General features: G+C 70.9%; 10 protein-coding genes, 1 pseudogene and 1 riboswitch. Of the genes and pseudogenes, 5 read left to right on the top strand and 6 right to left on the bottom strand.

All coding sequences use genetic code 11. The features are described from left to right. Position 1 precedes the first annotated feature (1 nt). The gene (locus G9Q41_RS14710; RefSeq protein ID WP_165632823.1) at positions 2-760 is read left to right on the top strand and encodes a thiazole synthase; all 759 of its coding nucleotides are present in this window, start codon (positions 2-4) and stop codon (positions 758-760) included. A 397-nt stretch (positions 761-1,157) separates the two neighbouring features. On the opposite strand, the gene G9Q41_RS14705 is transcribed toward G9Q41_RS14710, so the two are convergent. Together G9Q41_RS14705 and G9Q41_RS14700 are read right to left on the bottom strand one after the other, a co-directional pair. Further along, on the bottom strand, positions 1,158-2,360 hold the full coding sequence (locus G9Q41_RS14705; RefSeq protein ID WP_165632824.1) for an FtsX-like permease family protein: 1,203 nt from the start codon (positions 2,358-2,360) through the stop codon (positions 1,158-1,160). 281 nt (positions 2,361-2,641) lie between these two features. Continuing rightward, positions 2,642-4,615 carry an FUSC family protein gene (locus tag G9Q41_RS14700; RefSeq protein WP_165632825.1) on the bottom strand — a complete coding sequence of 658 codons (1,974 nt, stop codon included), beginning with the start codon at positions 4,613-4,615 and terminating at the stop codon, positions 2,642-2,644. Positions 4,616-4,816: 201 nt separating this feature from the next. Between G9Q41_RS14700 and G9Q41_RS22020 the strand changes: the two are divergent. Together G9Q41_RS22020 and G9Q41_RS14695 are read left to right on the top strand one after the other, a co-directional pair. Then, positions 4,817-4,966 (top strand): annotated as a pseudogene (locus tag G9Q41_RS22020) (Scr1 family TA system antitoxin-like transcriptional regulator); the annotation flags it as partial. Positions 4,967-5,020: 54 nt separating this feature from the next. Next, a complete protein-coding gene (locus G9Q41_RS14695; protein WP_092524470.1) occupies positions 5,021-5,239 on the top strand; it encodes a DUF397 domain-containing protein in 219 nt (72 codons plus the stop codon). 42 nt (positions 5,240-5,281) lie between these two features. Here the strand turns inward: G9Q41_RS14695 and thiD are convergent, their stop codons facing one another. The 3 genes from thiD to G9Q41_RS14680 all read right to left on the bottom strand — a co-directional run bounded on the left by thiD (position 5,282) and on the right by G9Q41_RS14680 (position 9,386). Continuing rightward, the gene (thiD, locus tag G9Q41_RS14690; protein WP_092524468.1) at positions 5,282-6,151 is read right to left on the bottom strand and encodes a bifunctional hydroxymethylpyrimidine kinase/phosphomethylpyrimidine kinase; all 870 of its coding nucleotides are present in this window, start codon (positions 6,149-6,151) and stop codon (positions 5,282-5,284) included. A 599-nt stretch (positions 6,152-6,750) separates the two neighbouring features. Next, entirely contained in the window at positions 6,751-8,442 is a 1,692-nt protein-coding gene (gene thiC / locus G9Q41_RS14685) for a phosphomethylpyrimidine synthase ThiC (protein ID WP_207631069.1), read from the bottom strand. Then, positions 8,437-8,558: riboswitch (TPP riboswitch) on the bottom strand. (Overlaps the previous gene by 6 nt.) 255 nt (positions 8,559-8,813) lie before the next feature. After that, positions 8,814-9,386: a peptide deformylase gene (locus tag G9Q41_RS14680; RefSeq protein ID WP_092527598.1), complete on the bottom strand. Its 573-nt coding sequence runs from the start codon at positions 9,384-9,386 to the stop codon at positions 8,814-8,816. A 212-nt stretch (positions 9,387-9,598) separates the two neighbouring features. Here G9Q41_RS14680 and G9Q41_RS14675 point away from each other — a divergent pair, with 212 nt between their 5' ends. Both G9Q41_RS14675 and G9Q41_RS14670 read left to right on the top strand, forming a co-directional pair. After that, positions 9,599-10,081, top strand: a complete 483-nt coding sequence (locus G9Q41_RS14675; RefSeq protein WP_165632826.1) for a DUF3263 domain-containing protein — start codon at positions 9,599-9,601, stop codon at positions 10,079-10,081. After that, positions 10,081-10,770 (top strand): LytR C-terminal domain-containing protein, encoded by a 690-nt coding sequence (locus G9Q41_RS14670; RefSeq protein WP_165632827.1) that lies wholly within the window; start codon positions 10,081-10,083, stop codon positions 10,768-10,770. The genes G9Q41_RS14675 and G9Q41_RS14670 overlap by 1 nt, the downstream gene beginning before the upstream one ends. A 481-nt stretch (positions 10,771-11,251) precedes the next feature. On the opposite strand, the gene G9Q41_RS14665 is transcribed toward G9Q41_RS14670, so the two are convergent. Further along, complete coding sequence (locus G9Q41_RS14665; RefSeq protein ID WP_165632828.1) at positions 11,252-13,534, bottom strand: AAA family ATPase; 2,283 nt, start codon at positions 13,532-13,534, stop codon at positions 11,252-11,254. Between the last annotated feature and the right edge of the window lie 101 nt (positions 13,535-13,635).

The following is a 13,635-nucleotide window of genomic DNA, read 5'->3' as shown; positions in this document are numbered from 1 at the left end:
CATGGACGATCCACTCGTCATAGCGGGCCGCGAGTTCGGGTCGCGTCTGATCATGGGTACCGGCGGCGCGGCCAACATGACCACGTTGGAGCAGGCGCTGATCTCCTCGGGGACCGAGCTGACCACGGTGGCCATGCGCAGGGCGGACGCCAACGGCGGCACCGGGGTGTTCGATCTGCTGCACCGGTTGGGGATCGATCCGCTGCCCAACACGGCGGGGTGTCGCAGCGCGGCCGAGGCCGTGCTGACCGCGCAGCTCGCCAGGGAGGCGCTGGCGACGAACTGGATCAAGCTGGAAGTGGTGGCCGACGAGCAGACCCTGCTTCCCGACCCGGTCGAGCTGGTGGACGCGGCAGAGCAGCTCGTGGACCAGGGCTTCGTGGTGCTCGCCTACACCAACGACGACCCGGCGCTGGCCTCCAAGCTGGAGCAGGTCGGCTGTGCCGCGATCATGCCGCTGGGCTCGCCGATCGGAACCGGTCTGGGCATCCGCAACACGCACAACATCGAGATGATCTGCTCGCGGGCCACCGTCCCCGTGGTGCTGGACGCGGGGATCGGGACGGCCTCGGACGCCGCGCTGGCGATGGAGCTCGGGTGCGACGCGGTGCTGCTGGCCTCCGCGGTGACCCGCGCCTCCGACCCGGAGCGGATGGCGGCGGCCATGCGCTCCGGGGTCGAGGCGGGGCGTCTGGCCTCCCAGGCGGGGCGGATCCCGCGCCGGTACTGGGCGCAGGCCTCGAGTCCCGGTTTTCCCTAAGGTGTGGAAGTCGACGGTGCGGGGTGCTCGGCGGGTCGCTTGGCGGAACCTCAGTCGGCGCCCGGCTGCGGGTGCCCCGACATCGGGTAGGCACCTACACAACGTCGGGGCCGTCCTCGCCGGGCACTCGACTGAGAACCCGCGGCGGTGCCGATTGCTCGGGCTCACAGCGCTCGCGTCGGTGTGGACTCCTTGAACGGGAGTTCCTGTTCGGGTTTTGCGTCGACTCGGCTGGCTCGCGGCGGTGCCGGTGGCTCAGGCTCGTAAGCGCTTTCGTCGGAGTGAGGCCTTGCGCTGGAAGTTCCCGGGGAACTCGACGGTGCCGGTGACGCAGGATCAGAGCACGGACCCTTCGGCGGTTCCGGTTGCTCGGTGTGCTCGCTTGGCGGGAGCTCGGTCAGGCCCGCCCGCGGGCCGCCGGACGGGGACCGCGCCGGAGGGCGACACGTCCTCCGAGGAATGCCCCGAGCGCGGAGCCGACCGGGGGAGTCAGCACGAGGGCCGCGATCCACAGCGGGCTGGGGAACATGCCGGTGAACTGCACTTCCAGCCCCAGAACTCCCTCGAGAGGCCCGCGCAGGAGCAGCGCGCCGCCGATGCCGAGCACACTGCCGAGCGCTCCGGCGAGCAGTCCGGTCCGCATCGCCTCCCCGAGCAGGATTCGGCGCAGCCCGGTCACCGAGTCGCCGCTCAGACGCAGGACAGCGCGTTCGGAAAGCCGAGCGCGGACCCCGGAGAGGGAGCGGGCCAGGCCGGTGAGCACGGCGGCGAGGAGCACGCCCAGCAGGCCGATCCGGTAGCCGAACCCGGCGATCCCGGGCACCCCCTCGTTCACCCGGTCGGCGACCGGGGCGGCGGAGAAGTCGAGTCGGCGCAGCTCGTGCGTCACCGCGGACACGTGTCGTTGTTCGGTCACCGAGACCACCGCGGACAGGGCTCCCGCGCTGGACCGGTAGTGCTCGGGGGAGACCCCCGCTTTGGCCGCTGCCAGGGTGGCCGCCGTTTCCGGGGCGACGTAGGCGACGTCCGGCCCGTCCAGCTGCCACGCGGGGTCGTAGGTGGCCACCACGGTGAAGGTGCTGTGGGCCGGGGATCCCGAGCGCTCCCCGGTGGCCTCGGTGTGTGCGGCGGGCAGCTTCTCGCCCACGTACGGGGTGAAGTCGACGCCCCCGCTGCGCGCGGGCAGCACGATCTGGCCGGGCTGGAGCGGTCGCGGCACCTCACCTCGAACGACGGAGGGGTGCGTCGCGGGGTTCCAGGAGTGCGTGGTCAGGTCGAAGGTGGGGGTCTCGGGATCCGAATTCCTGGTGTAGATGGTCGAGACGTAGTCGGGAACGACCCCGTCCACGTGCTCCACGTCGCGCGCTCGGTCGAGATTGCCGGGGTCGAGGGTGCGGATCGATTGCCCGCTGTCGAGCGCGGACAGCTCGACCTGGGTCGATCCGCCCTCGCGGAGCACCTCGCGCTCGACCGTCGAGCGAGCTCCCGACGTCACGCTCGCCAGCGCGCTCGCCAGGATCGTCAGCACCACCAGCGTCCCCAGCGTCGCCCGGGCCGGGGAGTCCGTACGTCTTCGGGTCGGTCCTGCCCGCCACAGCATTCTCTTCTCCTCCCGTGTGCAGGTGCGCGTCGTGCGATCGGCGTGTTTTCTCCGCGAACCGGGCGCGTTCTCGCGCGTCGCGGTCGTGGAAGGCTCCCCGGGAACGCGTTTTCCCGGGAACATTCGAGCGCACGGTACTTTCCGGCGTGAGGCGGGGACAGGCCTTCAGGTCTCCTGTGAGGCTGATCATCCTTCCGGTTCCGGTGCTGCCCGTTCTCGTCGTCGGAAATTTGCGCGGAGGAGATTCGCGCGTTCCGCGGCTCTGTTCCGCGGTGTGCGGATCACCGGATCCGGAGGCGTTCGGTCCGGACGAACGAGATGGTGTAGCTCTTCCACGGCTCGGCGTGGCCGAACGTCTCGTCGATGGCGGAGCGCGCGTGCAGGCCGTTCTCCAGCAGCGACCCGGCCAGCAGCTCGGTGGCCGGGGCGCGGGCCCCGGCCACGTCCGGGATCCGCGCCGTGGTGTTGCCGCCGAGCAGTTCGTCCACCGCGCGCAGCGCGGGAGTGGCCAGCGCTTGTTCGGAGTCGGGGCGGAAGGCCAGGGTGGCCAGGTCCTGCCGCAGCGCGTCCAGGGCCAGCGCGGCGCTGTTGGTGCTGCTCGCGGTGCGCTGGTACACCGTTTCCGAACTTTCCAGCATCGCGGGAAGTCCCAGCAGGTCCTGGGTGCGGCGCAGCGCGAGCACGTGCGCCGACCGCAGGCCCGCCCGTACCTCGGCGCCCCTGCCCGCGGCGCGGACGCTGCGCAGCAGTTCGGACAGGGACCACACCGTGGAGCGGATGGTGCCGTGCACGTCCGGACGGAGGCTGCTCGGCAGCACCAGGTAGCTCACGAAGCCGACGGCCAGCGCTATCGCGGCCCCGATGGCGGTGTTGGCCGCGAAACCGATGGTGGAGTCCACCAGGGACTGCCGTTCGGCCGCGCTCACCCGGTCGAGCAAGGTGATCCCGATCAACGCGGCGAGCAGCAGCCGGTAGTCACCGCGCAGCAGCTGCACGCGCAGCAGCATCGCTGCGATGGTCAGCGGGACGAGCAGCACGGCGTGGGGCACGAGCACGATCAGCACCGACAGCAGGACGACGCCGAGCACCGCGCCTCCGGTGCGCTCGAGGGCACCGTTCATGCTGTCCCGCGCGGCCGGTTGCAGCACCACGTGGAGCCCGAGCAGCAGCGTGGAGGCCGCCGGGGTGTGCAGCAGCAGCGCGACCGCCATGCCCGCGGCCACGGCCAGCGCGCAGCGCAGGGCGTGGCGGAACAGCGCCGAGCGCAGCGAGAGGTGCGCGCGCACCGCTCCCAGGGCCTGCTGCCTGCGTCCTCCGCTGGTGGCCGCCGTCGCGGCGCTGGTGTCCCGCTCGAGCACGGCGGCGCGCACCCGGTCGAGTCCCTCGTTCATCCCGCGCACGGCCTCGGGAAGCTCGTGCTGCTCGCTACCGGACAGTTCCTCGGGACGCGCGCGGGCGAGCCGGTTCAGCCCGGTGCACACGCGGGAGCGCACTGCCGTGGCCAGCTCGGTCGCGATCTCGTCGCCGCGGGCGACCGTTCTGCGCAGCCACTCGGCTTCGGGCCCGCCGGTCTGCTGGGCCTGGGCCAGCAGCACCTCGCGGGCGGCGCGGAAGCGCGCCGCACCGGCCAGCACTTGGCCCAGCCAGCTCACCCTGCCGTCGGTGCGCCACGCGGCGGCCGCCCCGGCCACCACACCGGGGCCCGGTGTGGTGAGGGTCTGCGCGACGGTCACCCGGATAGTTCTCGTGGGGTCGCCCAGGCCGAGCAGCACGCGCAGCAGCAGGGCGAACAGGGAACCGAGAACGGCCCAGGTGGCCAGGGTCGTGACCGGCTGGTCCGCGCCGCTTCCGGTGGTGGTCGAGACCAGGGTGGCCGCGGCGAAGGTCTGCCCGAAGGTGCGGTAGCGCTCGCCGAGGGCGGGCAGCATCCCGGTGCCGAACACCACGAGGGTGACCAGCGTCCCGGCCAGTACCGGGATCTCTCCCAGCAGCGGCCCCACGGCCATGACCAGGGTCAGTGCCGGGGCGAAGCGGGCGAACATGCGCAGATCCGCCCGCAACGAGTGCCCCTCGGAGGTGATCAGCACGAACACCGCCGTCAGCCCGCCGAGTATCGCCGGGCCCGTGAGGTCGAACATCCAACCGAGCACCACGGCCGCGGCGACGGCGAGGAGTACGGCCGTGGTGTACTGCCGTTGCCTGGGGTCCGGTGCACCCGCTTCCGTGGACAACTCCGCCTGCAGTCGTTTCAACACAGAATTCGCCCCACGCTTCGGCTGATGGTCGTGCTGATGAGCCGTCGGCGCCGACGATCGGGCCACGTTGGCCGTGGCCCGCGAAACCACCCGTCCGTGGTATCCGCGCCTTCGTCGGGGATGTCGACACACACCACGATCGGGGTTACTGGGTAGCGAGGAAAATCACTCGATGAGGGGGCGTGTTCCCGAAAGGACCCGGGGCTTTCCGAGGACATCGCCGAACGACGTGTCACCGCTCGGTTGGCACGCCAACGGATCCTCCGTCGCGCGGAGCCGCTGCAGCACCACGTCGTCCTGGACGAATCCGTATCCTCACGGAGCGTTCCCACCCGCAGGCTGATTCGATAGCTTTGACCGAGCAGGTCCTGAAGAGCGCTCCCGAGTGCGCGAGGAGCACATACCATGGCCAGTCGACTTCTTCCGCTGACGAGCACGTGGTGCAGGAGCACCCGGTCAGGCGGCGCAGGAAGCGGCAGCGGCAACTGCGTCGAGGTGGCCTTCGGCGCGGGGTTCACGGCCGTGCGGGACTCCAAGAGCCCGGAGGACGGCGTGCTCGCGGTCTCCCCGCGAGCGTGGAAGGCCTTCCTGGACGGCCTGCGTTCCGAGCGCTACCGGCGCTGACCGGAGCGAGGCCTCCGCACCGGAGCGAGCGCCGGACAGCGATCAGATCGAGCGACTGCTGATCCGCCAGAAGGTCGAGACGGGGCCGACCCCGCTGCCGAGCGGGTAGGCGTGCTCCACCGAGCGCGTGACGAACCGCTTGCCCATCCGCACGGCCCGAGGCACCGAAGCGCCCCGCGCGAGAGCGGCCGTGGTGGCCGAGGCGAAGGCGTCCCCCGCCCCGTGGGTGTGCACGGTGGAGTAGCGCGGCCCCGGCAGCATCGTGGCCTCGTTCCCGTCGAACAGCAGGTCCACGCACTCGGAGTCCTCCGCCAGGTGCCCGCTCTTGATCAGCACGTAGCTCGGCCCGAAGTCGTAGATCGCCTTCGCCGCGTCCCACAGCTGCTCCCGACCGCGCACGTCGATCCCGGTGAGCAACCGCACCTCGTCCAGATTCGGGGTGACCAGGGTCGCGCGCCGGAAGGCCTCGGTGCGCAGCGCCTCCAGCGCGTCGTCGCGCAGCAGCGGCTCACCGCTGCGCGAGGCGGCGACCGGATCGATCACCAACGGCGTCCGCCCCGCACCGCCGATGCCCTGCCGGTCGCAGGCCCGCAGCACCGCCTCGATGCACTCGGCCGAGGCCAACACCCCCGTCTTGGCCGCGCGCACCCCGATGTCCGAGGCCACGGACTCGATCTGGGCCGCCACGGTCTCCGGGGGGATCTCGACCACATCGCTCACACCGACCGTGTTCTGCACGGTCACCGCCGTGACCGCGGTCATCCCGTGGACCCCGCAGGAGAAGAAGGTGCGCAGGTCCGCGTGCATCCCCGCGCTTCCACCCGAATCCGAACCGGCGATGGTCAGCGCCGTCGGCGGAGCCGTGTTGTTGGCGGGGCGGTGGGTGCCTGAGGTCGAGTCCATCCCACTCATTTTAGGAGTCCGTACGGGGGTAGTTGGGTCGGTTGGTCGGTTAGCCGGCACGTGAGTCGGTGCCTTGCTGTGTTGGGCCGCTCTTGAGTAGCGACCTACGCTGCGAGCGGCCCGGCCTTGCAATGCATCCGACTCACGCACCGGATCTTCTCCTCCTGCGCAGGCTCAAAGCGCTTGCGTTGGGGTGGAGGCTTTTTCGGGGACTGGCTTGGCGTGGGTGGTTGCGTGGCGGTGCGGGTGGCGGAACCTCTCGCGGACTCTCGCTCCGGGGAGGCCCGACATCGGGTAGCCACCTACACAACGTCGGGCCTTCCTCGCGAGAGCACCACGAGAGAACCCGCGGCGGCGCCGGTGGCTCGGGCTCAAAGCACCTGCGTTGGGGTGGGGCTTTTTCGGGGACTGGCTTGTCGTAGGTGGTTGCGCGGCGGCGCCGACGGGTCAGGCTCAGAGCACCTGCGTTGGGGTGACAGGCTTCTCGGGGAGTCGCTTGTCGCGGATGGCCTGATGTCCGGCACGCGAGCAGCCACCTGCGCGGCGAGCGGCCCGCCTCCGGGCGAGAGCGGCCGCCGGCCCCGGGGCCTGCGGCCGCGGTGCGCCCCTCACTCGGCCATCGGCAGATAGACCTTCCCGCCCGCGGCGGTGAACTCCTCGGCCTTCTCCCGCATCCCGGCCTCGATCGCCTCCACGCTGTTGAGCCCGTGCTTGTCCGCGTAGTCCCGCACGTCCTGGGTGATCTTCATGGAGCAGAACTTCGGGCCGCACATGGAGCAGAAGTGGGCGGTCTTCGCCGGTTCGGCGGGCAGGGTCTCGTCGTGGTAGGCCTGCGCGGTCTCCGGGTCCAGCGCCAGGTTGAACTGGTCGTTCCACCGGAACTCGAAGCGCGCCCTCGACAGCGCGTCGTCCCGCTCCTGGGCCCGCGGATGCCCCTTGGCCAGGTCGGAGGAGTGCGCGGCGATCTTGTAGGTGATCACCCCGGTCTTCACGTCGTCCCGGTTGGGCAGCCCGAGGTGCTCCTTCGGGGTGACGTAGCACAGCATGGCCGTTCCGGCCCTGCCGATGTTGGCCGCGCCGATCGCCGAGGTGATGTGGTCGTAGGCCGGTGCCACGTCCGTGGCCAGCGGCCCCAGCGTGTAGAAGGGGGCCTCCCCGCAGAGCTCCTCCTCGCGGCGCACGTTCTCCTCGATCTTGTCCATCGGCACGTGCCCGGGCCCCTCGATCATCACCTGCACGCCGTGCTCGCGCGCGATGTGCGTGAGCTCGCCGAGGGTCTCGAGCTCGGCGAACTGGGCCCTGTCGTTGGCGTCGGCGATCGAACCGGGCCGCAGGCCGTCCCCGAGGGAGAAGGTGACGTCGTAGGAGCGCAGGATCTCGCACAGCTCCGAGAAGTGCGTGTACAGGAAGCTCTCCTCGTGGTGGGCCAGGCACCACGCGGCCATGATCGACCCGCCCCTGGAGACGATCCCGGTCACCCGCTGGGCGGTCAGCGGGACGTAGCGCAGCAGCACCCCGGCGTGCACCGTCATGTAGTCGACGCCCTGCTCGCACTGCTCGATGACCGTGTCCCGGTAGGACTCCCAGGTGAGGTTGGCCGGATCGCCGCCGACCTTCTCCATGGCCTGGTAGATCGGCACGGTCCCGATCGGCACCGGCGAGTTGCGCAGGATGGCCTCGCGCGTCTCGTGGATGCGGCTGCCGGTGGACAGGTCCATGATGGTGTCCGCGCCCCAGCGGCTGGCCCAGACCATCTTCTCCACCTCCTCCTCGATCGAGGAGGACACCGCGGAGTTGCCGATGTTGGCGTTGACCTTCACCAGGAAGTTCTTCCCGATGGTCATCGGCTCGGTCTCCGGGTGACGGCGGTTGGCCGGGATCACCGCGCGCCCGGCCGCCACTTCCGAGCGCACGAGCTCGGCGGACAGCCCCTCGCGTGCCGCGATGAACTCCATCTCGCGGGTGACGACACCGTCCCGGGCCCACTCGAGCTGGGTGCGGTGCTCGCGACCGTCCGTCCAACCGGAGCGCAGCGGATGCAGCCCCCGGTGCACGTCGATCTCGGCGTTCTCGTCGGTGTAGGGCCCCGAAGTGTCGTAGACGTCCAGGTGCTCGCCGTTGCTCAGCTCGACGCGGCGGGCCGGGACGGGCAGCCCCGACTCGGTGCGGTGGTGGACCTTGCGCGAGCCCCGGATGGCGCCCGTGGTGACGCCCGGTGCGGTGATCCCTCCGGGTGCCTGCCCGGACTCCGAGGTGGCCGCTTCGCTCGAATCGGACGGTTGCGGATACACGTCGGCCATGGCCGTTCCCCTCCCTACGCCGGTATTACCCGGTCAGGTTCGTGCGGTCGGCGGCCCCGGAGGATCTCGGCCGCCCTCTCAGCCCGCTTGCGGAGCGAGCTCCCGCGGTTTCAGTTGTCGGCGCCAGACCTTAGCCATCAGGTGGAGCGTCCGCAACGCGACTCCGAACCGCTGACGGCCGGGCGAGGAATCGCTACGCTGCCGAGCAGAGGCGCGGGCACCGGCGCGACAGCGGGAGGACACGATGCGTGACGACCATGACACGGGAGGTGAGCGCGCTGTGGCGCCCGCACCGGTACTCTCGCCCGCGAGTTCGGGGAGCTGCTCGACACCTGGCGGAACCTGGACGTGCCCGAGGGCTGGCGCGCGGATCAGTCGGAGAAGGGGTCCGGATCGCTTTCGGGATTCCAGGAGTGCCCCGCCTCGGTCCAGCCGTTGCGCTTGAGCATCTTCTTCGCGGCCCGCACGTGCCTGCCCGTCAGCCTGCTCAGGTACAGCCTGCCGTCCAGGTGATCGGTCTCGTGCTGCAGGCACCGGGCGAAGTGCCCGGTCCCCTCCACCTCGATCTCCGCACCGTCGCCGTCGGTTCCCCGAACCCTGGCCCAGTCGGCGCGTCCGGTGGGGAAGGACTCGCCCGGCACGGAGAGGCACCCCTCCCAGTCCTCGTCCGGATCGGGCATGGTCAACGGCACCTCCGAGGTCTCCAGGCGCGGGTTGACGACCACCCCGCGGTGGTTGACCCCCTCGTCGTCCGGGCAGTCGTAGACGAACAGGCGCAGATCCACCCCGATCTGATTGGCAGCGAGCCCCACGCCGTTGGCGGCGTCCATGGTCTCGAACATGTCCTCGATGAGGGTGCGCAACTGCTCGTCGTGAGACGTCACTGGCCGGGTCTCGGTGTACAGCACCGGGTCGCCCGCGATGCGGATCGGGTGGACGGTCATGCGCGAAACCATATCCGGTACTTCGGGAGCGGAGGGTTCCCCCGAGGTGAACACGACCGCAGGCGCACCTCGCGCCGACGCGGAGCGCCACGCTGATGTCATCACTCGGGAGCGTGACGTGACCCCGTTTTGATCAAGACATGGTGTAATGCGTAGGGGGCACGAACCGGTGCCTTCCGGTGCGGATAGTCGATCGTGAGGCGAGGTGCGACATGGACGCCGCCCAGATGTTGACCGCACACGAGATCGCGCGGCAGTGCCAGCAGCGCGCGCGCACCGCCGAGCGACCCGAATCGGAATCCGGCGCTGAAGGACCCGCCGAGGAGAGACCCCGCGGGCACTTACGCGCCGTCGAACCTATGACTCAGCCGATCGAGCGCGTTCCCGAACAGGCCAGGGGGAGCGCGGTCGACGAGACCGGCGAGGAAGTCCGCCCCGACGAGCTGACCGAGCGTGAGCGCGAAGTGCTCGCCTTCGAACGTCAGTGGTGGAAGGGCACGGACAGCAAGGAACGAGCGGTTCGGGAGCTGTTCGCGCTCACCCTGTCCGAGTACCGGCACCTGCTCGATGATCTGCTGGACAAGCCCGCGGCGATGCGGAGCGAGCCGATGCTGATCAAGCGACTGCGTCGCGAACGCCGCTCGGCCGCGTTCGGCTCGGCCCCACACGTCCCGGACCCGTACGGGAGTAGTTGATGACCTCCGGAGAACCCCCCACCGGCCCCTCCGCAGCGCGGATCGGCGGTTTCACGCTCATAGGAATCGGAGCGCTCGCGCTCGTCTTCGGAACGGCCTCGGTGTTCGCCGGTGAGAGCGACACGGTGGCCGAACCCTCCACCGGACCGGTGGCGACGAGCTCGCGGACCGCCTCCGAGAGCGAAAGCACGTCGACGGGGACGAGCCCCACCGAGAGCGCGGAGAACAGCGGGGAGAATGGCGCGGAGAGCACGGGGGAAGCGGAGCAGTCCACCTCCTCAGCACCCCCCGAGGAGTCGAGCGCGCCCAGCTCCCCACCGCAGCGGGTTACCTCGGAGAACCGGAGCCCGGACAACACCGGATCCCGGGAGGGCGGCTCGGGCTCCTCCGGGAAGTCCGAGAGCGTCTCCCTGCGGGTGTACAACAACAGCAAGATCGAGGGGCTCGCGCACCGCGCTGCGGACGACCTGCGCGGCGCCGGGTTCGACGTGGCCGAGGTGAACAACTACTCGGGAGGGCGCATCCCCGTCACGACCGTGTACTACCGACCGGACACCGGCGAGCGCTCCAAGGCCGAAACGGTGGCGCGGAAACTCGACGTGCGGACCGAACCCAGGTTCGACGGCATATCCGACGCCAGTCCCGGGGTTATCGTGATAGTCACCAAGAACTACGACGGCCTGGGGTAGTTAGGGTCGACGGCTCGTCCTGCGTGGGTGGTTGCTTGGCGGAACCTCAGTCGGCGCCCGGCTGCGGGATCCTCGACATCGGGTAGGCACCTACACAACGTCGAGGCTGTCCTCGCCGGGCACTCGACTGAGAACCCGCGGCGGTGCTGATGGCTCGGGCTCAGAGCATTCGCGTTGGCGTGGCCCCCTCGATTGGGAGTTCCTGTCCGGGGGTTCGGCGCTGGCGCGCCGAAGGGAAATCCCGAGAAGCTCAACTCGGGGGCGCATCCCAGCGCAGGTGCTTCAGCTCGGTCAGGACGAGGAGATCCGGTGCGTGAGTCGGACGCGTTGCAAGGCGGCAGGGCACCGTGGGGCGTGCCGCTACTCGATGTGCCCTCCAACACAGCAAGGCGCCGACTCACGTGACGGCCACCCGGCCACCCAAGCAACCGGCCCCGCACGCAAAGCGCCGCCGCGGGGCCTACCCGAAGATGCGGCCCGTTCACCCTCCTTGCTCGTACGCTTCGAACGCGGCCAGCTGCTCCGCGGACAGCGAAGGACGCACCCGGGAGCGCGCGGCCTCGACGTGCGTGGCCGACACCTCGGTCGCGTCCATGCTCTCCCGCAGCGCGGCGAGGGCCGCCTCCCTGATCAGCGCTGAGCAGTCGGCGGCCGAGTACCCCTCGAGGGACTCGGCCAGCACCTCCGGGTCCACATCGGAAGCCAGCGGGGTGTTCCTGCCGGCGGAGCGCAGGATCTCGGCCCGCGCCTTCGCGTCGGGCGGCGGAACCCCGATGGAGCGCTCGAGCCTGCCAGGCCGCAGCAGCGCCGGGTCCACCAGCTCGGGCCGGTTGGTCGCCCCGATCACCACGACGTCGCGCAACGGCTCCACCCCGTCCAGCTCGGTCAGCAGCGCGGCCACCACCCGGTCCGTGACCCCCGAGTTGGAGGACTGTCCCCGCACCGGGGCGAGCGCGTCGATCTCGTCCAGGAACACCAGGGTCGGGGCGGCCTCCGCGGCCCTGGCGAACAGCTCGCGCACCGCGCGCTCGGACTCGCCGACCATCTTGTCCAGCAGCTCCGCCCCCTTGACCGCTATCGCGTTGAGCTCGCCAGAACCGGCCAGCGCCCGCACCAGGAAGGTCTTCCCGCAGCCGGGCGGACCGTGCAGCAGCACCCCGCGAGACGGACGAATCCCCAGCCTGGCGAAGGAGTCCGGGTAGCTCAGCGGCCAGAGCACCGTCTCGTTCAGCGCCTGCTTGACCTCGGTCATGTCCCCGACGTCGTCCAGGGTGAGATCGCCGGTCCGGAGCGTGTCCGTCGTGGACATCGAGATGGGGCGCACGGAGGACAGCGCCCGCTCGAAGTCCGCGGCCTCCACGGAGGGTTCCTCCACGTCGTGCTCGGTGCGGTGCCGCAGCGCGGCCTGCACGGCCGCCTCCCCGCACAACGCCTCCAGGTCGGCGGCGACGAAACCGGGGGTGCGTTCGGCGAGCCGGCCCACGTCCACATCGCGGTGCAGCGGGGTCTGCCCGAGCAGCACCCGGAGCAGCTCGGTGCGGGTCGACACGTCGGGAGGACCGACGGTCAGCTCCCGGTCGGCGAGCCCGGGCTCCCGAGCTCCCGGGGCCACTTCCTGCGGGGAAGCGCTGGTGAGCACGAGCGCCACCCCGCGCTCGGCCGTGGCCGAGCGCAGCGCGTCCAGCGCCACCGTGGAAAGCGGCGGTGGGTCAGCGGCGGGAAGGAGCTCCTCCACATCAGTGACCAGCAGTACGCAACCGCCGCTCCGGCTCGCCGCCGCACGCGCCCGTCGCACCGCCTCGTGAACCCGTTCCGCAGCGGTCGCGGCCTCCAGGGCGGCGACGCTCGGACCGCTCAGCTCCACGAGCTCGGCCTCCACGGCCGCGGTTACCGAACGAACCATCGTCGCCTTGCCCACCCCGGAGGGGCCGCTGAGCAGCACCCCCAGCCGTGCCGTGGTGCCGAGGCGTTCCAGCAGCTCGGGTTGACGGAAGGAGAGCCGCAGCCACTCGTCCAACCGGGCGGCCGCCTGTCTTCCGGAAACCAGATCGGAAAGCGGCAGGATCCGCTGCCCGCCCACCTCGGCCGGGGCAGCGGCGGGCTCCGCGGCGGAGCGATCGGGCGCTTGCCGCTGCGAAGTCGTCGGCGACGGCGAAGCAGCCTCCGGCCCCGCCTCCGACCCCGCCGAAGCCCCAGTGGTGCGCTGCCAGTCGACCAGCGTCCCGGGGCGGATCGCCACCGCCCCGGACGGATCCGTGGCTGCGATGGTGACCAGCTCGTTGGTCCAGGTGCTGCCGAACGAGGCGGAAAGCCTGCCGCGGACCGCCCCCGCCGCCCCGGTGGTTCCGCCGATGAGGTCCTGGGGCAGCAGCGAAACCGCGTCCCCGGCCAGCAGCACCTTGCCCGTGAGCGCGAGACGCAGCGTTTCCGGGGATATCGAAGCGGTGGCCATCCGCGAACCGGAAACGGTGATCGAGCGGGCCGTGTGCACCCGTTCAGGGGTGACGAGGAGCGTGCTGCCCTCGGTGGCCCCCGCGTTGCGCAGGATGATGTCGTCGACGAGCACCGCGCCCGTGGACTCGCCGATCCTGGTGCTCGCGGCCAGCGCCACGGTGTCGCTGGATCCGGTGATCCGGACCGCGTCGAGACTGCTCAGCCCGAGGGCGTCCAGCACCTCGGGGTGCAACCGCAGCACTCCGCGGCGGTTCTCCGCGGCCGAGTTGGTCAACCTGGCGGTGAGGGTGATCGACGAAGTCGTGCTCACGACTCGAGCGTAGAGACTGCACGGCTCGGCCCGCTCGGGTGGTGCGCCCCGGCCCCGCCGTGCGTGGCAGTGCCGATCCGCCGAGCACGTTCGGCGGGCGG

The organism is Actinopolyspora sp. BKK2, assembly GCF_011291845.1.
Classification (GTDB): Bacteria; Actinomycetota; Actinomycetes; order Mycobacteriales; family Pseudonocardiaceae; genus Actinopolyspora; species Actinopolyspora saharensis.
Note: the sequence above shows the minus strand (reverse complement) of the source record. Positions and strands in the feature narration are given on the sequence as shown.

Coding starts and splice junctions, on each gene's coding strand:
- G9Q41_RS14710 (WP_165632823.1), top strand. CDS start 2: ATGGACGATCCACTCGTCATAGCGGGCCGCGAGTTCGGGTCGCGTCTG.
- G9Q41_RS14705 (WP_165632824.1), bottom strand. CDS start 2,360: ATGCTGTGGCGGGCAGGACCGACCCGAAGACGTACGGACTCCCCGGCC.
- G9Q41_RS14695 (WP_092524470.1), top strand. CDS start 5,021: ATGGCCAGTCGACTTCTTCCGCTGACGAGCACGTGGTGCAGGAGCACC.
- thiD (WP_092524468.1), bottom strand. CDS start 6,151: ATGAGTGGGATGGACTCGACCTCAGGCACCCACCGCCCCGCCAACAAC.
- thiC (WP_207631069.1), bottom strand. CDS start 8,442: ATGGCCGACGTGTATCCGCAACCGTCCGATTCGAGCGAAGCGGCCACC.
- G9Q41_RS14680 (WP_092527598.1), bottom strand. CDS start 9,386: ATGACCGTCCACCCGATCCGCATCGCGGGCGACCCGGTGCTGTACACC.
- G9Q41_RS14675 (WP_165632826.1), top strand. CDS start 9,599: ATGGACGCCGCCCAGATGTTGACCGCACACGAGATCGCGCGGCAGTGC.
- G9Q41_RS14670 (WP_165632827.1), top strand. CDS start 10,081: ATGACCTCCGGAGAACCCCCCACCGGCCCCTCCGCAGCGCGGATCGGC.